Annotated in this window: 20 protein-coding genes; 4 read left to right on the top strand and 16 right to left on the bottom strand. The window is 68.5% G+C overall.

Translation table 11 applies throughout. The features are described from left to right. Positions 1 to 90 precede the first annotated feature (90 nt). Complete coding sequence (ada, locus tag A2790_RS04400) at positions 91 to 1,176, top strand: bifunctional DNA-binding transcriptional regulator/O6-methylguanine-DNA methyltransferase Ada (RefSeq protein WP_293388037.1); 1,086 nt, start codon at positions 91 to 93, stop codon at positions 1,174 to 1,176. Between the two features lie 4 nt (positions 1,177 to 1,180). On the opposite strand, the gene A2790_RS04395 is transcribed toward ada, so the two are convergent. From A2790_RS04395 to A2790_RS04385, 3 genes are all read right to left on the bottom strand, one after another. Next, a complete protein-coding gene (locus A2790_RS04395; RefSeq protein ID WP_293388034.1) occupies positions 1,181 to 1,918 on the bottom strand; it encodes a M48 family metallopeptidase in 738 nt (245 codons plus the stop codon). 55 nt (positions 1,919 to 1,973) lie between these two features. Further along, positions 1,974 to 3,293 carry a polyhydroxyalkanoate depolymerase gene (gene phaZ, locus A2790_RS04390; RefSeq protein ID WP_293388031.1) on the bottom strand — a complete coding sequence of 440 codons (1,320 nt, stop codon included), beginning with the start codon at positions 3,291 to 3,293 and terminating at the stop codon, positions 1,974 to 1,976. Positions 3,294 to 3,379: 86 nt separating this feature from the next. Next, the gene (locus A2790_RS04385) at positions 3,380 to 3,991 is read right to left on the bottom strand and encodes an SCO family protein (RefSeq protein ID WP_293388028.1); all 612 of its coding nucleotides are present in this window, start codon (positions 3,989 to 3,991) and stop codon (positions 3,380 to 3,382) included. Between the two features lie 39 nt (positions 3,992 to 4,030). On the opposite strand from A2790_RS04385, the gene A2790_RS04380 reads away from it, so the two are divergent. Continuing rightward, complete coding sequence (locus A2790_RS04380) at positions 4,031 to 5,383, top strand: ActS/PrrB/RegB family redox-sensitive histidine kinase (RefSeq protein ID WP_293388025.1); 1,353 nt, start codon at positions 4,031 to 4,033, stop codon at positions 5,381 to 5,383. A 70-nt stretch (positions 5,384 to 5,453) separates the two neighbouring features. Beyond that, positions 5,454 to 6,011: an ActR/PrrA/RegA family redox response regulator transcription factor gene (locus A2790_RS04375; RefSeq protein ID WP_068876209.1), complete on the top strand. Its 558-nt coding sequence runs from the start codon at positions 5,454 to 5,456 to the stop codon at positions 6,009 to 6,011. Here A2790_RS04375 and mmcB read toward each other — a convergent pair. The 7 genes from mmcB to A2790_RS04340 all read right to left on the bottom strand — a co-directional run bounded on the left by mmcB (position 6,008) and on the right by A2790_RS04340 (position 10,705). Further along, positions 6,008 to 6,457 carry a DNA repair putative endonuclease MmcB gene (gene mmcB, locus A2790_RS04370; RefSeq protein ID WP_293388020.1) on the bottom strand — a complete coding sequence of 150 codons (450 nt, stop codon included), beginning with the start codon at positions 6,455 to 6,457 and terminating at the stop codon, positions 6,008 to 6,010. The two genes, A2790_RS04375 and mmcB, sit on opposite strands and share 4 nt — an antisense overlap. A 43-nt stretch (positions 6,458 to 6,500) precedes the next feature. Next, entirely contained in the window at positions 6,501 to 7,028 is a 528-nt protein-coding gene (locus tag A2790_RS04365) for a lipocalin family protein (RefSeq protein WP_293388017.1), read from the bottom strand. 174 nt (positions 7,029 to 7,202) lie between these two features. Then, positions 7,203 to 8,330, bottom strand: a complete 1,128-nt coding sequence (locus A2790_RS04360; RefSeq protein WP_293388015.1) for a ferritin-like domain-containing protein — start codon at positions 8,328 to 8,330, stop codon at positions 7,203 to 7,205. 115 nt (positions 8,331 to 8,445) lie between these two features. Further along, positions 8,446 to 8,934, bottom strand: coding sequence for an SRPBCC family protein (locus A2790_RS04355; RefSeq protein WP_293388012.1), 489 nt, complete (start codon positions 8,932 to 8,934; stop codon positions 8,446 to 8,448). A 74-nt stretch (positions 8,935 to 9,008) separates the two neighbouring features. Continuing rightward, the gene (locus tag A2790_RS04350) at positions 9,009 to 9,704 is read right to left on the bottom strand and encodes an MgtC/SapB family protein (RefSeq protein WP_293388009.1); all 696 of its coding nucleotides are present in this window, start codon (positions 9,702 to 9,704) and stop codon (positions 9,009 to 9,011) included. A gap of 36 nt (positions 9,705 to 9,740) precedes the next feature. Then, the gene (locus A2790_RS04345; protein ID WP_293388007.1) at positions 9,741 to 9,959 is read right to left on the bottom strand and encodes a hypothetical protein; all 219 of its coding nucleotides are present in this window, start codon (positions 9,957 to 9,959) and stop codon (positions 9,741 to 9,743) included. Beyond that, positions 9,959 to 10,705 carry a YebC/PmpR family DNA-binding transcriptional regulator gene (locus tag A2790_RS04340; RefSeq protein WP_293388004.1) on the bottom strand — a complete coding sequence of 249 codons (747 nt, stop codon included), beginning with the start codon at positions 10,703 to 10,705 and terminating at the stop codon, positions 9,959 to 9,961. The genes A2790_RS04345 and A2790_RS04340 overlap by 1 nt, the downstream gene beginning before the upstream one ends. Before the next feature lie 114 nt (positions 10,706 to 10,819). On the opposite strand from A2790_RS04340, the gene A2790_RS04335 reads away from it, so the two are divergent. Further along, a complete protein-coding gene (locus A2790_RS04335) occupies positions 10,820 to 11,050 on the top strand; it encodes a hypothetical protein (protein ID WP_293388002.1) in 231 nt (76 codons plus the stop codon). A 1-nt stretch (position 11,051) separates the two neighbouring features. Here A2790_RS04335 and A2790_RS04330 read toward each other — a convergent pair whose 3' ends face one another. From A2790_RS04330 to A2790_RS04305, 6 genes are all read right to left on the bottom strand, one after another. After that, positions 11,052 to 12,065 (bottom strand): choice-of-anchor A family protein, encoded by a 1,014-nt coding sequence (locus tag A2790_RS04330; protein ID WP_293388000.1) that lies wholly within the window; start codon positions 12,063 to 12,065, stop codon positions 11,052 to 11,054. Between the two features lie 147 nt (positions 12,066 to 12,212). Continuing rightward, positions 12,213 to 13,361, bottom strand: a complete 1,149-nt coding sequence (locus tag A2790_RS04325) for a collagen-binding domain-containing protein (protein ID WP_293387998.1) — start codon at positions 13,359 to 13,361, stop codon at positions 12,213 to 12,215. A 148-nt stretch (positions 13,362 to 13,509) separates the two neighbouring features. After that, positions 13,510 to 14,088, bottom strand: a complete 579-nt coding sequence (locus A2790_RS04320) for a histidine phosphatase family protein (RefSeq protein ID WP_363080364.1) — start codon at positions 14,086 to 14,088, stop codon at positions 13,510 to 13,512. An 8-nt stretch (positions 14,089 to 14,096) separates the two neighbouring features. Next, positions 14,097 to 14,882: an SDR family NAD(P)-dependent oxidoreductase gene (locus A2790_RS04315; RefSeq protein ID WP_293387993.1), complete on the bottom strand. Its 786-nt coding sequence runs from the start codon at positions 14,880 to 14,882 to the stop codon at positions 14,097 to 14,099. Between the two features lie 13 nt (positions 14,883 to 14,895). Next, positions 14,896 to 15,729 carry an alpha/beta hydrolase gene (locus A2790_RS04310; protein ID WP_293387991.1) on the bottom strand — a complete coding sequence of 278 codons (834 nt, stop codon included), beginning with the start codon at positions 15,727 to 15,729 and terminating at the stop codon, positions 14,896 to 14,898. Between the two features lie 234 nt (positions 15,730 to 15,963). Continuing rightward, entirely contained in the window at positions 15,964 to 16,929 is a 966-nt protein-coding gene (locus tag A2790_RS04305) for a zinc-binding alcohol dehydrogenase family protein (protein WP_293387989.1), read from the bottom strand. Between the last annotated feature and the right edge of the window lie 42 nt (positions 16,930 to 16,971).

The raw sequence follows: 16,971 nt of genomic DNA, 5'->3' as shown, positions 1-16,971 counted from the left end.
GGGACGCCTTCGAATTCAACCGCAAGGCTCGGAGTGCCGCCGATCGCCCTGGCCGTCAGGGTCCGATGACCCCATTCTCCGGAGACGGCCATGACGACCGCGACCAACATGCTTCCCGACCCAGGCGCACAGACAGCGCAGGATCCCCGCTGGACGGCGATCACGGTCCGCGACCGCGCCTTCGACGGCCAGTTCTACTATTCGGTCCGCACCACGGGGGTCTATTGCCGCCCCTCCTGCGGCGCGCGCCTGGCGAACCCGAAAAACGTCGCCTTCCATGCCAGCGTCGCTGAGGCGCGTGCGGCAGGGTTTCGCCCCTGCCGCCGCTGCCGCCCGGACGCCGAGTCGGCCGACGCCGAGCGCAACGCCCGGATCCTGGAGGCCTGCCGCCGGATCGAGACGGCCGAAGACCCGCCCAGCCTGGCCGAGCTCGCGGCCGGCGCGGGCCTCAGCCCGCACCACTTCCACCGGGTGTTCAAGTCGGTCACCGGCGTCACGCCGCGCGACTACCTCGCCGGGGTGCGCGCGCGGCGGGTCCGCGAGGAGTTGCCCAACAGCGAAACCGTGACGGAGGCGATCTACGACGCCGGCTTCAACTCCGGCGGCCGCTTTTACGCCCAGTCCAACGCCATGCTGGGCATGACGCCCACGCGCTATCGGGCCGGCGGCGCGGACGTGCAGATCCGGTTCGCCGTGGGCGAATGCTCGCTGGGCGCCTTCCTCGTGGCGCGGAGCGCGCTGGGCATCTGCGCCATCCTGCTGGGCGATGATCCCGGCGCCCTGGTCCGTGACCTGCAGGATCGCTTCCCGCGGGCCGACCTGGTGGGCGGCGACGAGGGCTTCGAGCAGGAGGTGGCGGCCGCCGTGGGCCTCATCGAGCGCCCCGCGGACGGCCTGGCGCTGCCGCTCGACATCCGGGGCACGGCGTTCCAGCAACGGGTCTGGCGTGCGCTGCAGGAGATCCCCAGCGGCGCCACCGCCAGCTACCGGGAGATCGCCGAGCGCATCGGCGCCCCGAAGGCGGTGCGTGCGGTGGCCCAGGCCTGCGCGGCCAACGCCCTGGCCATTGCGATACCCTGCCACCGGGTCGTGCGGCTGGACGGTGACCTCTCCGGCTACCGCTGGGGGGTCGAGCGCAAGCGTGTACTCCTGGACCGGGAGAAGACGGCCGCCTGACGGCTCAGCGGCCGAAGGCGTGCAGCCGGGCGCCTTCGGCCCGCAGCCAGTCGCGGTGGCGGCGCTCGTCGCCGACGAGGTTGCGCACGTGGGCCCAGAAGCGGGGGCCGTGGTTGAGTTCCAAGAGGTGGGCGCACTCGTGGGCGGCCACGTAGTCCGCGACTTCGAACGGGGCGAGCGCCAGCCGCCAGGAATAGCGGATCACGCCCGCCGTCCCCCGCGGCCCGGGCTTGCACGAGCCCCAGCGCGACTTGGCGTCGGCCACGCTCACCTTGGGCATCGGCGCGCCCAGGCGCAGGGCATAGTGCCGGGTGCGCTCGGTCAGCACCTCCAGCGCCCGCTTGCGGATCACCAGGATCACCGCGCGGGTGAACCCCTCGCCCTCGCCCATGGCCACGATCCGCGGCGTGGCGCCGTCCAGCGGCTCGATCCAGCGCGCACGGCCGGGCGCGGCTTCCAGGCGGACGGGACGTCCAAACACCTCGATCAGCATGCCGGCCGCCAGCGGCTGCACGCCGGGCAGCTCGGCCAAGCGTTCGGCGATCCAGCCCGCGCGCTCGCGGGCGAAGGCGGCGGCTTCCGGCAAGCGGCGGATCGAGGGCGCGGTGGCGACGATCTCGCGCCGGGTGCGGTCCAGGCGCAGCGAGACCCGGCGGGCGCGCCGGTTCACCTTGAGGCGCACGGCCGCGCCGGCGACCTCCAGCCGGTCACCGTCGGCGAGGCTGCGGCCGAAGAGACTCATCGCGTGGAATCTAGGCGAGTCCGGCGAAGTTTCATCCCCCCGCCGGCGCGGCGGTTCAGCCCTTCGCGGCCTTGGAGCGGATCGGCACGATCTCCGCGGACGGCGAGCTCGGCGTCTTGGTGCGCGGAAGCTCCTTTTCCATCCGGCGGACGAAGGCGCGGACGCGGGGATAGATCTCCTCGCGGAAGCGTTTGCCGTTGAACACGCCGTAGTGGCCGACGTGGGGCTGGATGTAGTCTTCCTTCAGCTCGGCCGGCAGGCTGAGGCACAGGTCGTGGGCCGCCTGCGTCTGGCCGATGCCGGAGATGTCGTCGTTCTCGCCCTCGACGGTCAGCAGGCCGACGTCGGTGATCCGCTCGGGCTTCACGCGGCGATCGCGGTGGTACAGCTCGCCCTTGGGCAGCAGATAGCGCTGGAACACCACGTCCACCGTCTGAAGGTAGAACTCTTCCGTCAGGTCCAGGACCGACAGGTACTCATCGTAGAATTCCAGGTGCTTGTCCGCGCTGTCGCCGTCGCCATCCATCAGGTGGGCGAGGTACTTACGGTGCGCTTCCTGGTGCTTGTCCAGGTTCATGGACATGAAGCTGGCGAGCTGCACGAAGCCCGGATAGACGCGCCGGCCCGCGCCCAGGTAGGGCGGCGGCACGTTGTAGATCATGTTCGACTCGAACCAGGCGAACGGCCGCTCCTCGGCCAGCTTGTTGGTCACCGTCGGCGACAGGCGCGCATCGATAGGCGAGCCCATGAACGTCATGGACGCCGGACGGCTTTCCTCCTGGTCCTCGGCCATCAGGGCGGCGGCGGCGAGAACCGGCGGCCCGGGCTGGCAGACCGCCACCACGTGCGGGCGGGGTCCCATCTGGCGCAGCATCTCGCGGATGTGGTCGATGTAGTCGTGGAAATCGAAGCGGCCTTCGACGATCGGCACGTCGCGGGCGTTGGTCCATTCGGTGATGAACACCTCGTGGTCCTGCGCGAACGCCTCGACCGTGCCGCGCAGCAGGGTGGCGTAGTGGCCGGACAGCGGCGCGGCGATCAGCACCGCGGGCTCGATCTCGGTCTTCCCGGCCCGGCGCAGGTCGCTCATGTCGCGGGCGAAGTGGGTCAGCTTGCACCAGGGCGTCGACCAGACCGTCGTGGGCCGCACGCGCACCGCGCAGCCGTTTATGGTCACGCTGTCGATCTTCCAGGCGGGCTTGCCGTACCGGCGCGTCAGGTTGGCGAACAGGTCGGCGGTGGCGAACAGCCGTCGCCCCAGCTCGCTGTCGGCCGCCGGATTGAGCGACGAGCTCCAGAAGTCCCGCGTCGCGAGCGCCGCGAACCGCAGCGGAGAGGCGGCGTAGTAGCCAGCTTCGTAGAGGGTGTAGAGCATTCCACCGTGCCTTTGTGCGCCGCAGCATAACATGCGGAACGTTAATAGGCTCCACAAGCGCTACCTTGCGGCAAAGTGGCTCGGGCTCAGCAGCTGGCGGCGTTGGCGCCCTGTTTCATGGCGGCCTTGATCTTCGCCGCGGTCTGCTCTGGCGTCAGGTCGTAGGGCAGCACGCAGGCGAACCGACCCTTGGGGTTCATCAGGTAGCTGTAGGCCGCGTGGTTGACCGTGTAGTCGTCGCCCTCTCCGACCTTCTGGTAATAGACGCGATAGGCCTTGGCGGCGGCGTCGACCTGGGCCGTCGAGCCGGTGAGGCCGATCAGGCGCTTGGGAAAGGCGTCGTTGGCCACATAAGCCTTCATCTGGGCCACCGTGTCCCGGGCGGGGTCCACCGAGATCAGAACCGCTTGGAAGCGGTCGGCGTCGGCCCCCAGAAGCGGCTCCACCTGGCCCAGCTCGAACAGGGTCGTCGGGCAGATGTCCGGGCAGTGGGTGAACCCGAAGAAGACGACGCTCCACTTGCCCTTGAGAACGTCCTGGTTGACCGTACGCCCCGACGTATCGACTAACTGGAACGGACCGCCCACGGCGACGGTTTGCGGTTGGGGGCCCAGGACGCCTTTGCGGACGGCGAGACCGGTGAGGATGGCGAGCGCGAGCGCCAGAACCGCGATGAGGGCCAGGATCTTCCTGGACATGTCTGCATTCCTTGCTGCCGCGACGCTGGAGGGCCGCCGATGAGCGAGCCGACCCCGACCGCCGGCCTCGATACGGCCCCCCCTGCCGACACGCAAGACGTCTGGGACTCGGCGGCGATCCGGCGCGGCCACCTGCGGGTCCGAACCCTGGTGACCTTGCGGTGGGTCGTGATCGGGGGCGAGGTCGCGCTGCTGGCGGCCATGGCCTTCGCCCTGGGCTATCCGGCGCCCTACGCCTTGTGCGCCCTGGTAGTGGCGGCGGGCGCTTTCGTGAACGTCCTGACCGGCGTCGCCTCCACGCCCCAGCGGGTGATGGGCGATGGCGAGGCCGTGCTCCAGCTCTCGTTCGACCTCCTGCAGATGTCGCTGCTGCTGGGGCTGATCGGAGGCACGGCGAACCCTTTCATCCTGACATTGCTCGCGCCGGTGACCCTGGCGGCCGCCACCCTGCCGCTACGGCCGCTGCTCATCCTGGGCGGCCTGGGCTCGGCGCTGTCCATGGTGCTGGCCGTGGTGGCGCTGCCGTACCCCTCCATCGTGCCGGAGCCGCGGCTGTCCCTGGATTTCCGCCTCGCGGCCGGCGTCGCCAACGTCGCGGGCATCGCCCTGGTCGCCGGCTACGTCCGACAGTCGGTGGTGGAGGCCGCGCGGATGGCCCTGGCGCTGGACGTGACCCAGACGGTGCTGGCGCGCGAGCAGAAGCTGTCGGCCCTCGGGGGCCTGGCTGCGGCGGCGGCGCACGAACTGGGCACGCCGCTGGCCACGATCTCCATCGTCGCCAAGGAGATGGCGCGCGAGGCGACTCTCCCGCAGGTGAAGGAGGACGCCGAACTGCTGATCGCCCAGGCCGAGCGGTGTCGCGAGATCCTGAAGCGCCTCGCCGCCACGCCCGACAAGGCCACGGACGAAGTTCACGAGCGCCTGTCGCTGCGCCAGCTCGTGCAGGAGGTGATCGAGCCCCACGCCAACGCCAGTCGCGAGGTGCGCGTCGAGGCCATCGTCACGGGCGCCAAGGGCGTGAAGACCCCTGACATCCGCCGGCTGCCGGAAATCACCCACGCGTTCTCGACCTTCGTGGAGAACGCCGTCGACTTCGCGAAGTCGGAGATTCTCGTCTCCGCGCGCTTCGATGCCGAAAGCGTGATCATCGAGGTGCGGGACGACGGCCCGGGCTTCTCGCCGGAGATCCTCGCCAAGCTGGGCGAGCCCTATGTGACCAGCCGGCCGGGCGCCGAGGGATCACGTACGGGCCACATCGGGATGGGCCTGGGCTTTTTCATTTCCAAGACGCTTTTGGAACGAACCGGAGCCGTCGTGACATTTCACAATGCGAAGCCCCGTGGCGCCGTGGTTGCTGCGAAGTGGCCTCGTTCATTGGTTGAGGCGACCTGATGTACGCGCTGCAAAGCTTGCAGAAATTCGCCGAGGTGCGACAGTCTGACGCAAGCAAGAGGGACGACGCATGACCGACCTGTCAGCTGAAGTCACGGCCTTGGCCGACCGGAGCCTGCTGGTGCTCGATGACGATGCGCCGCTCCGGACCCGGCTGGGACGGGCTCTCGAGCAGCGCGGCTTCGAACCGACCCTGGTCGGCAGCGTGCAGGAGGCCATCGCCGCGGTGAAGGTGCACGCGCCCGCCTACGCGGTGCTGGACATGCGCCTGGAGGATGGTTCTGGCCTGAAGGTCGTCGAGGCGGTGCGCGACGCGCGGCCGGACGCCAAGATCATCATGCTGACCGGCTACGGCAACATCGCCACCGCCGTGCAGGCGGTGAAGGCGGGGGCGGTGGACTATCTCTCAAAGCCCGCCGACGCCGACGACGTGGTCCGGGCGCTGCTGGCCCGTGGCGACACCGCCCCCGCGCCGCCCGAGAACCCGATGAGCGCCGACCGCGTGCGCTGGGAGCACATCCAGCGGGTCTACGAGCTCTGCAACCACAACGTCTCGGAGACAGCCCGCCGCCTCAACATGCACCGGCGCACCCTCCAGCGCATCCTCGCCAAGCGCGCGCCGCGCTAAAGCTCCGTCGCCGCGACGCCGCCGGCCCGCAGGGCGGCGAGCCGGGCGAAGGCGAGGGTGAGGGCCTTGCGGCGTGCGCCGGCCAGGGGCTCGACCGGCGCCTCACGCAGGATCGCGCCGCCGAAGCCATCGGCGACGATTAGGCCGGGTTCGCCCGGCAGGATGTCGCGAGGGAACTCCGGCGCCACCGCGAAGGCGAAGGCGTCGCAGTAGGGTCGGTACTCCGGCCACTTCACGTCCACCCGGAAGTCCTCGATCCCCGATTTCACCTCGACGATGAAGATCTGGCCCTTGGGCCCCAACGCCATGAGGTCGGCGCGGCGCCCGTTCGGCAGGGTGACCTCGGCGAGCGGCGCATAGCCCAGCGCCGTCAGCAGGCGCGCGGCGCCGCGGGTGACGGTGGCGGTGGTCTCGGGACGGGAGACGGTGACGATCGTGACGTCCATGGCGTCACCTTGTTCCGCCTTCGTTCTGAATTCAACCCGTGCGTCAGCTACGCGGCGGGATGGGGAACTCGAGACGGCCCACGTCGAAGCCGAGCTGGCGGATGCGCGCCAGCGCCTGGGTGCGGATGGCCGCCGGCAGGGTGGGCTTCTGCGACATGAGCCAGAGGTACTTGCCGTTGGCCGTGGCGAGGACCAGCCAGCCCTGCTCCGGCCTATGCTCGACGACCACATAGTCCTGACTGACCACGCCGCCGAAGAAGCTCATCTTGAACTTGGCGTTGGTGTGCGGATCGGCGACCGTGGCCTTGGCTTTCCAGACCTTCAGCGGTCCGTCCGGGCTGTCCTTGCGGCACGATTGGACGACCGCAAAGCCCTTCGCCTGCGGCGTCCAGTCCGAGGCGCCGGCCTGGCAATCCTTCTGCAGGACGTTCGGCACGCGGGCCACCTCGTACCAGCGACCCATCATCTTGGAGAGTTCGATGCGCCCGACCGGCTCGACCGCGGCCACGGCCGAAACGGGGGCGAGCATCAGGCAGGCCGCCACGGCGGCGAGGATGAGGCGCTGGATCATGCTGCGGTGCAATAGAGGAAGGTTGAGCGAAAATGAACGCCCTCGGCGCGCGATATAGGGACGCACGCGCCGGATGACCAGCCGCTGAACAGTTTGGTCAGGAGTGTTACCAGCCAACAACAGAACGCCCGCCCAAGGTCTCGGGCGGGCGTCTGGTCGTCGGAACGGCGAAGCCTACTCGGCGGCGATCAGGACCTGCTTGGCCTTGTCGGCGAAGTTGATCTCCTGGAGGTAGCGGATGCCCTCCTCGGCGATCGCATCGCCCACCATCACGTCGCCCTCGGCCTTCAGTTCGTCGATGTCGACGTACATGGCGTAGAAGGCGCGTGTGCGCTCGGTGATGATGCCGGCGTTCAGCAGGGTCTTCACCAGCACGCGGAAGATATTGGTCTGCTCCTTCATCCCCTCGCGGCGGGTCTCGTCGGTGATGATCTCGGCCAGTTCGGCGATGACCACGTCCGGGTCGAGGCCGAACTCTTCGTAGAGGCTGCGCTGCTGGGTCGGGCCCACCAGGTTGAACAGCAGGGTCTGGAAGCACTGCGCCGCCCAGAGCTCGATGATCTCGTGCTCCTTCTCCGACAGGTGCGGGATGGTGCGGTCGGCCCAGATCTTCCCGAACTTGTGGTGGAAGGCCTCGTCGGTCATGACGAGCTGCATCAGCTTCTTGCAGAGGGGGTCGTTGCTGACCTTGAAGAAGGTGGCGAAGGCGCCCATCGCCAGGCCCTCCACCAGCATCTGCATGCCGATGATCTTCTTGTAGACCTCGGGGCTGCCGATGATGTCGACCAGCAGCGCCTTCAGGGTCGGGCCGCATTCCACCGGCCGGCCCCAGCGGGCCTTGATGTACTTGGCGAAGGCCGTGACGTGGCGGGCCTCTTCGCGGGTCTGGTTGGCGGCGTACTCCTGCGCGCCCTGGTCCTTCAGCACGTGACAGAGGCTGGCCGACAGGTTCAGCGCGCCCTGTTCGCCGTGCAGGATCGAGGAGAAGCTGCGCAGGGCGAACTGGTTGACGAAGCGGATGCGGTCCTTCGGGTTGGACAGGCGGTCCGAGACGTACTTGGTCTGCAGGGAGACGACCATGTCCTCCGGCAGGATCATCTCGTTCTCCATGTCGAAGGGCTCGGAGAAGTCGATGTACTTGCTGTCCAGCGGATCCCAGAAGTGGTCGTGGGTGGCGCTGATGATCTTGTCGAAGGCGGTCGAACGATTGCCGTACCGGTCCAGCTCCAGCATGGACTCGAAGTCGTCGGGCGCGACGGCGTCGTAGATGATGTCCTTGGTGATGTTGCCGTCGGCGGCCATTCGGTTGCTCCTCGCCTGTTGTTTGGCGGCAGCATGCGATCTGAACGGTGATCAGTCAAGGAAAGTGACGCGAGTGTCACTTTCCTAACCATGCACCGCCGACGGCGCGCAGGCGCTACTTCGCCTCGGCCATCCCCTTCATAGTCGCCATGACCCCGGCGAACATCTGCTGGCGGCGCATCTTGTTGGCCTCGCGCTGGTCGGCGGGCACCGTCGTCTGGTCGAAGAACAGGCTGTAGACGAGCTTGGAGCTGGTCTTGCTGACGGGGCGGACCTCGACCGTCCCGTGGTAGAGGATCTTCGGATCGATGTCGGCATAGGTGTAGGACATCGGGGTGACGGCCACGATCACCTCCTCGATGCGGCCAGCGATCTTGCGCAGGGCGCCCAGCTCACCGTCCTTGCCCTGGGTGATCTCGCAGGTGGTCTTCAGCCACGCGCCGATGTCGCAATAGCCCTTCACCTTGGCCCAAGCCGTCTCGGCCGGCACGTTGAGCGTCGTCTCCTGGACGATGGAGACGTAGTCGCCGGCGGCCTGGGCGGCGCCTGCGAGGCTCAGCGCGGCGGCGCCGGCGGCGAGGCCGGCGAGCGGTCGGATGGTCATGTTTCTCTCCCCCATTTGGTCGCCGGCACTGTGGACGGGCCATACCGGTTTTCGCAAGCGCGCAGCGTGCCCGGTCAGGGATTGCGGGGATCGATTTCGAAGCCGAGGATGCGCGGGTCGCCGCAAAGCCGTTCGGCGAGCTGCCGGGTCTGGCTCCCGCTGGGCCCACGCAAGGATGCGCCGAGCTCTATGGCGCCCCCGCCGTCGAGCAGCTTATGGCTGACTGAACGCGGCCGGAGCTTCAATTCGGCCAGCAGGTCGAGGAAGGCGTCCTCGGGGAACGGGCCGTCGCGCCGGTACCGGACGCTGACGTCGATGACGTCGGCGCTGGGGAGGCGGCCTTCGATGCGGCGAAACAGGGTCAGGATGGCCACGGTGGCCACCGTGCCACCGATGGCCAGGCCGTAGGCGCCCACGCCGTAGAGGGTGCCCAGGGCCGAGGTCACCCACAGCGACGCGGCGGTGGTCAGCCCATGCACAGACAGCCCGGACCGGAAGATCACGCCGCCGCACAGGAAGCCGATGCCCGTCAGGATGCCGTGGGCCATCCGCACCGGATCGATGCGGACGACGTCGTAGGGCGTGTCATCCGTCAGCCAGGAGAGCTGGTGTACGGCCAGCAGCATCAGAAGCGCCGACGCCAGCGCGACCAGCGCATGGGTCCGAAGACCCGCGGCATGTCCTCCGGACTCGCGCTCGAAGCCGATCGCCGCGCCTGCCGACAGCGCGGCAAGGATCGGCAGTGCATAGGCTGTGAAGATCGCCTCCATGCGACGGCAAGGCCCGACCGCCGCCGCAGGTTCCCGTTAGAGGAAGGCCGGAACCAGGTAGAGCGCGGCCAGGACCACGATCGCAACCAGCAGGATCAGGCCTGCCCGAGGGTTGGAGCCGAGAAAGGACTCCCGGGGGCGCACCGGCTTCGGCGGAGCCTTGCGCGCCGCCTTCTCGCGCTCCTGCTTGTAGCGGCGCAGGTCGGTGACGCGCGGGTCCTCGCGTTCGGGGCCCTTGGGTGGAGGCTTGGCCATCAGCCTGCGAGCTTCTCCAGGTCCTCGGCCGAGATGTCGGCGTTGGAGTAGACGTTCTGCACGTCGTCGTCGTCTTCCAGGGTCTCGATCAGCTTCATCAGCGTGCCGACCGCGTCGCCGGACAGCGGCGTGAGCGCCTTCGGCTTCCAGGCCAGCTTGGTCGACTGGGCCGGGCCCAGGGCGGCCTCGAGCGCCGTCGATACATCGGAGAGCTGCTCGAAGGCGGTGTAGATCGTGTGGCCGTCCTCGTCGGACTCCACGTCGTCGGCGCCGGCCTCGATGGCGGCCTCCATGACCTTGTCCTCGGACCCGGCCTTGGCGTCGTAGGTGATCTGGCCCACGCGATCCCACATGAACGAGACCGAGCCGGTTTCTCCCAGGTTGCCGCCGCACTTGGTGAAGGTGGAGCGCACCGTCGAGGCCGAACGGTTGCGGTTGTCGGTCAGCACCTCGACGATCACGCCGACGCCGCCGGGGCCGAAGCCCTCGTACCGGATTTCGTCATAGGACTCCGCGTCGCCGCCGGAGGCCTTCTTGATCGCCCGGTCGATCACGTCCTTGGGCAGTGACTCGGCTTTGGCGTTGTTCACCGCCAGGCGGAGGCGGGCGTTCATGGCGGGATCGGGCAGGCCCATCTTGGCCGCCACCGTGATCTCGCGCGAGAGCTTGGAGAACAGCTTGGACCGGGCGCTGTCGGCGCGGCCCTTGCGGTGCATGATGTTCTTGAACTTTGAGTGTCCGGCCATGGTCCCGAGCGGAAGTCGTGAGTGCGAGGTCGGGCCTTCTACCTCAGGCGGGGCCGGACAAGGAACCCCTGCCGAAGCCAAGGGTTAGGCCGTGGCGTCAGCTGGAGCATCGCCATGACCCTGCCCACCGAGGAGTTCACCCCAGAGCAGCCGAGCGGAGACCTAGTCCACTGGATGGAGCCCGGTCGCCTTCGGTTCGGGACCGCCGGCGTATCGGCCACCGCCGTTACCGCCTTCGCGCTGGGAGTGGCCGCTGCGTTCGGGGCCCTGGCGGCGTTCCGCTACCTCGCGCCGCGCCGCGAGGGGCTGCCCCCCTGGCGCTGGCGCCGCGGCCCACTGCACTGAATCAGGCGGCGAGCACAGCCCGCCGGCGACGGATCGAAGAGCCGATCGCGCCGAAGCCCAGGATCATCATCGCCCACGTCGCCGGCTCCGGCACCACCGTGGACGGCGGCGGGATGTCGTAGTTGGTGAAGCCGGGGGTGTGGATCTCGCCATTCGCCGTCAGGCCGGCGAACACGGCCGAGCCCTCGATGAAGTTGCCGATGGTGGCCTGCGCATGGGTGGCGAGGACGGAGCCGTACCAAGCCTTGGACCCGAAATCCAAAGTCGTGGCCTCGTAGAAGTTCCAGATCACCTTCGTGCCGAGGTTGGACGGGCCGTTGAAGTTGAACCCGCCCGGCAGGCTGATGTTCGTGCCCGCGACGTTGATCACCACCATGTCGTAATCGGTGGGGAAGACGAACTTCAGGTCGCTGGTTCCGCCGAGCTCCGCCTCCAGGTCCGCGATGTCGAACACCGCGATGCCCGAGCCGGCGCCCGCGTCGAACTTCAGATTGGAGCTGTCGAGCGTCGTGGTGTCGGTGACGGCGAGATCCCGCAGATAGAGCGAGAGCTCATCCAGGTTCGCGAACATGGCGTCCCGCTCGGCCGCCAGGGTCGCGCCCAGGCCCGCGACGTGTACGGCGGTGTCGGGGAAGTTCACATTGGTGTTCGAGAGCGTCCCGCCGTAGCTCAGCACCTGGGCGCCTGCGCTCTGGAATTCCACGCCGCTGTCGACGTTGCCGCCGACCTGGATGTCGCCCCAGGTGTTCTTCTTGCCGCCTTCAACGTTGCCGACCATCGTCAGACCCGTGCCGGAGAGGTTGTCCATGTTGAATTGCGTGGCTTGGCCCTTCAGGGCGCCGCCGACGAACCCGCGGCCCTCGACCTCGCTGGTGGTCGTCACGTCGCCCTTCACGATGAGATTGTAGTAGCTCATCGCATCGAGCGCGGCGTTCAGCTCGGTGACGCCAGCCTGCGCGCCCGTCGCGCTCAGGACCATGGCGGCGGCCGAAGCCGCCGGAAGACGTAGGCGCATTGGATATATCCCCGACGTTCGCGACCCCGAAGCGCGAACCTGCCCTGGCCGTTAGCCAAGGCAGAGCTTGCACGCAACGCGACTCGCCGCAGAGGGGAGGACGGCCGGCCGGCGGCGCTATTTCAGATCGGGTTTGGCAGGCGCGCGTCAGCGCGCGAACGCCGCGCGCCGGCGGCGGAGCACCGAGCCGATCGCGCCGAAACCCAGGATCATCATCGCCCAGGTCGCCGGTTCCGGCACCGCGGTGTTGGACAGCGCCGTCAGGCCGGGGGCCGACAGGCCGTTCATCCGGATCTCGCCATTCTGGATCATGCTGGCGGCGACGACGGAGCCCGAGACGAAATTGTTGTTCTTGAGCTGGGCCTCGGGGGCCAAGATTGAGCCGTACCAGGACTTGGAGCCCAGATCGACGCTGGTCGCTTCGTAGAAGTTCCAGATCACGTTGGCGCCCAGGCCGCTCGGCCCGTTGAAGTTGATGCTGCTGGGCAGGCTGACCTTGAGCCCGCCGACGTTGATGATCACCGCGTCGTAGCCGATCGGCGTGTTGAAGATCAGCTGGCTGCGGTTCTTCAGGGCCGCGTTCAGGTCGGAGATGCTGAACACGGCCACGCCCGTGCCCGAGCCGGCGTCGAACATCGCCTGCTGGCCGTTGGCCGAGTAAGTGATCGAATGGGTGGGGTCCAGGCCGGCGAAGAAGTCGGACGTCGCCACCAAGTCGGTGGTCAGGCTCGCAGTCGTCGCGGCGATGGCCGTCTGGATGCCGTCGGCGCTGTGGTCGCCGGCGTGCTTGGTCCCGTTCGAATTGCTGACCGCACCGCCGTAGTAGATGTCCTTGGCGTTCGTGTTCGACACGTTGCCGTCGGAATAGACCGACGCGCCGTTGGCGTTGACCTTCTTGACGTTGCCCTCGGCGTAGACGCTGCCGCCGCCGTTCATGTTAGCGCCGGAATCGAGGTTGCCGCCGACCTTCACCGATCCGCCGTTGTTGATGTTCTTGGCGCCCCCCGTGACATTGCCGCCCACCGTCAGGGCCACGCCGCCCGCCTGGCCGCCCGGGTTGGTCATGTAGTTGGACGAGCCGCCCGACAGATTTCCGCCGACGAAGGTCCGGCCCTGCACCTGCGAGCTGGACTGCAGGTCCTTCAGGACGATCAGGTTGTAGTCCCGCATGGCCTGCAGGCCGGCGTTGACGGACTGGGCGTCCGCGGTCGCCGGCAGCGGCGCGGCCGAGGTGGCGGACGCGGTGGCCAGGACGAGGCCGCCGACAATGGCGGAGAGGGGGCGGCAGAAGCGCATCGGCGACCTTACGAACGGCAAAGGTTAAAAGACGCTTGGGCTCCGAGGCTTTCGAAGCTTAGCGGTCGCGCCCTATGCCCGGGCGCGCCTTCGCGGTGCAGCATGCGAGATGTCGCAGGTTTGGACGCAGCTACTCAAAGTGGGGCGCTCAGGGGGCGATGGGCTCACAGTCGAACCGATCGACGAGGCCGCCGCGGAGCCGATAGACGGCGTCCTGGGGCACATCCTGGCCCAGCGTCGCCTGGCGATCCAGGCCGGCGTAGACGCCGCGCGCCAAGCGCCCCCAGACGCCGTGGCTGACCGCAATGACCCTGCGCTCGCTCTCCGGCGGCAGGGAGCCCAACCAGTCGGAGGCCCGGGCGCTTACATCCTCGAAGGTTTCGGCGCCGGGCGCGCCGAAGAACCACTCCCGGGTCTTGAACATTTCCGGGTGAATGTGTGCGATCTCCGAGCGCAGCCGGCCTTCCCACTCGCCGCAGCAGATCTCGGCCAGGCGAGCGTCGATCTCGATCGGCAGGCCCGTCGCCTCGGCCACCATGGCGGCTGTCATGCGCGCGCGGCCGATGGGACTGGAGACCAGCCGGAAGCGGCCGCCCTCGTGGCGGACCAGGTCGGCGACGAGGCCGGCCATGGCGCGAGCCTGACGCTCGCCGAGCGGCGTCAGGTCGCTTTCGGTATGACCCTGGATGCGGCCTTCGCGATTCCAGAAGGTCTCGCCGTGACGCATCAGGAGGATCATCGCTTGCGGCGCACAACCGGATGCGAGGTCGACAGGCCGCCGTCCACCGCCAGGGTCTGACCATTGACGTACGAGGCCTCGTCCGACGCCAGGAACAGGGCGGCGGCGGCGATCTCCTCCGGCTGGCCATAGCGGGTGGTGGGGTTGAGCTGGCCGATCTTATCTTCGTTGCCGCGGACGCGGGCGCCATCGAAGATGGGCTTGGTCATGCCCGTCTCGATCAGGCCGGGGGCGACGGCGTTGACGCGAATCCCCGTCCCGTAGAGCTCGTTGCAGGCGGTCTGGACCAGGCTGATCACGCCGGCCTTCGACGCCGAATAGGCCGGTCCGCCCGCGCCGGAGCGAATGCCTGCCACCGACGCGGTGCAGATGATCGAGCCCCTGCCGTTCGGGATCATGGCCTCGGATGCGTACTTCACGCCCAGGAAGGCGCCGATCAGGTTCACCCGCAGGATCTCGGCCCAGTAGTCGGCGGTCTGTTCGTGGAGCGGGGCGAAGCCGCCCGAGATGCCGGCGTTGGCCCAGAACACGTCCAGGCTTCCGAACTCCGACTGGGCTCGGGCGACCAGCGACCGCACGAAGGCGTCGTCACCGGCGTCACCCTTCAGGGCCACGGCCTTGCCGCCCGCCGCCGTGATCGCTTCGGCGGTCTCGTCGACGCCGTCGGCGCGGTCGGCGATGATCATGTTCGCCCCTTCCGCCGCGAACAGCTTCGCCGAGGCCCGGCCGATGCCGCTGGCCGCGCCGGTGATGACGGCCGTACGGCCGGAAAGTCGTCCCATGGATTCCTCGTTCTCAGGCGTTGGTCTTGGCTCGGGCCGCCGCGGTGCAGATCGCGTCGGCGAAGACGTCGTACAGGCCGGGCGGCAGGTCATGGCCCATGCCCGGAATCATCCGCAGCTCGGCGCCGGGGATGGCGGCGGCCGTGGCCTCGCCGCCGACGGGTTGCACCAAGGGGTCGTCCTCCCCGTGAAGGACCACGGTGGGGATCCGGATCTTGCGCAGCTCTTCGGTCCGGTCGCCGTCCGCGCCGATGGCGGCGCGCTGGCGGCCCACGCCGGCGGGATTGAAGGCGCGCCGGTGTTCCGCGATCACCCGTTCGCGCAGTTCCGCGTCCGTCCAGGGATAGGCCGGGCTGCCGATGGTGCGGGCGTTCTTCATCCCATGGGCGATGAAGGCCTCGTAGTCCGCTTCGGGGCTGGGCGGCGGATTGCTGATCACCGCCATCGCCTCGGGCGTGGCGACCACGTTGCCCGAGGGCGCCGACATGATCGACGTCATCGAAAGCACGCGGCCGGGATGGTCGATGGCGATCCGCTGCACGATCATCCCGCCCATCGAGACGCCCGCGATGTGCGCACGGGCGACGCCGGCCGCCTCGAGGACGGCCACGGCATCGGCCGCCATGTCCTTCAGGGTGTAGCGTTCCGTGGGCCAGGTGGAGAGGCCGGTGTCACGGTTGTCGAAGCGGATCGCACGATAGCCGCGGGCGACCAGGATGTCGCAGAACGCCTCCGGCCAGCGGGTCATCTGGGACCCCAGGCCGTTGACCAGAAGAATGGCTTCCGGCCGGTCGTCGCCGAAGGTCTGGTACTCCAGCTCGACGGCCCCGTTACGGGCTTTCGGCATCGCGTGTCCCTCCTTGCACATACCCTGTTGGTTGCAGGCCAACGCCTGCGGCGATCCTGGCGCGTGAATCGACTGGTCTTCGCCGGGCTTGTGCGCCAATCATGGTCGTAAGAAACGCCTGGGGGGAGGGCTGAGCGAAGGCATGCGTGTGATCGTCCCTCTATTGCTGTCCCTGGCGATGTGGGCGTTCATCCTGCTCGGCCTTGCGGGCCTGTGGTTGAAGATCTTCGGGCGCTAGGGAATCAGCAGCACGCGGCCGACGGCCTGACGGCTCTCGATGTAGCGATGCGCCGCCGCCGCTTCCGATAGCGGAAACTCCTTGTCGATCAGCACCTTGAGCTCTCCACGCGCGACGTCCTCGATCAGGCGCTGGATGTTCTTCTGCACCCGGTCGGTGGCGATCTCGGCGCCCAGGAACACGCCCGACAAGCTGCGGTTGCCGCCCATCATCGACCCGACGTCGACCGTCATCGGCTCCCGGCCGGCCTGGCCCACCATCGAGACCCGGCCCCGGTAGGCCAGGCTCAGGATGGAAGACTGCAGGGTCGGTCCGCCGACCGAATCGACGATCACGTCGCAGCCCTTCTTGTCGGTGAGGCGCATGACCTCCTGCACGACGTCGTGGGTCCGGTAGTTGATGCCGTGGGTCAGGCCGTAAGCCTTGAGCTTCTCCAGGCGCTCGTCCGACGAGGCCGTGGCCAGCACCATGGACGCCCCCGCGCGCGCGGCGAGCTGGATCGCGGCCACGCCCACGCCCGAGGCGCCGGCCTGGACCAGGACGATCTCGCCCTTCTTCATCCGGCCGAACTCGAACAGGCAGTCGTCGGCGGTGCCGAAGGTCACGGGGATCACCGCGGCTTCCCGGGTGCTCAGGCCGGCCGGGATCTTCCAGGCCGTCATGGCCGGCACGGCGCGCAGCTCGGCGTGGCTGCCGAACGCGCCGGTGGTGCAGACCTTGTCGCCGACCTTGAACTTGCTGACCTCGGCGCCGACCTCCACCACCTCGCCGGCGGCTTGGTAGCCGACCACGTGCGGGTTGGTCATCAGCGGCCCGCGCCAGCGGTTCAGGGTGTCCCCGCCCTCGATCGACACCGCCTCGACGCGAATGACGATGCCCTTGGGGTGGCATTGCGGATCGGGAACGTCCTCGTACTTAAGGACGTCGGGCCCACCATTCTCATAGTAGACTGCGGCTTTCATCGGACGCTCCCTCAAACGCTTGTTTGAGTGAACTCCTCTCAC

Origin of the sequence: Phenylobacterium sp. RIFCSPHIGHO2_01_FULL_69_31 (assembly GCF_001824475.1) — a bacterium.
Classification (GTDB): domain Bacteria; phylum Pseudomonadota; class Alphaproteobacteria; order Caulobacterales; family Caulobacteraceae; genus Phenylobacterium.
Note: the sequence above shows the minus strand (reverse complement) of the source record. Positions and strands in the feature narration are given on the sequence as shown.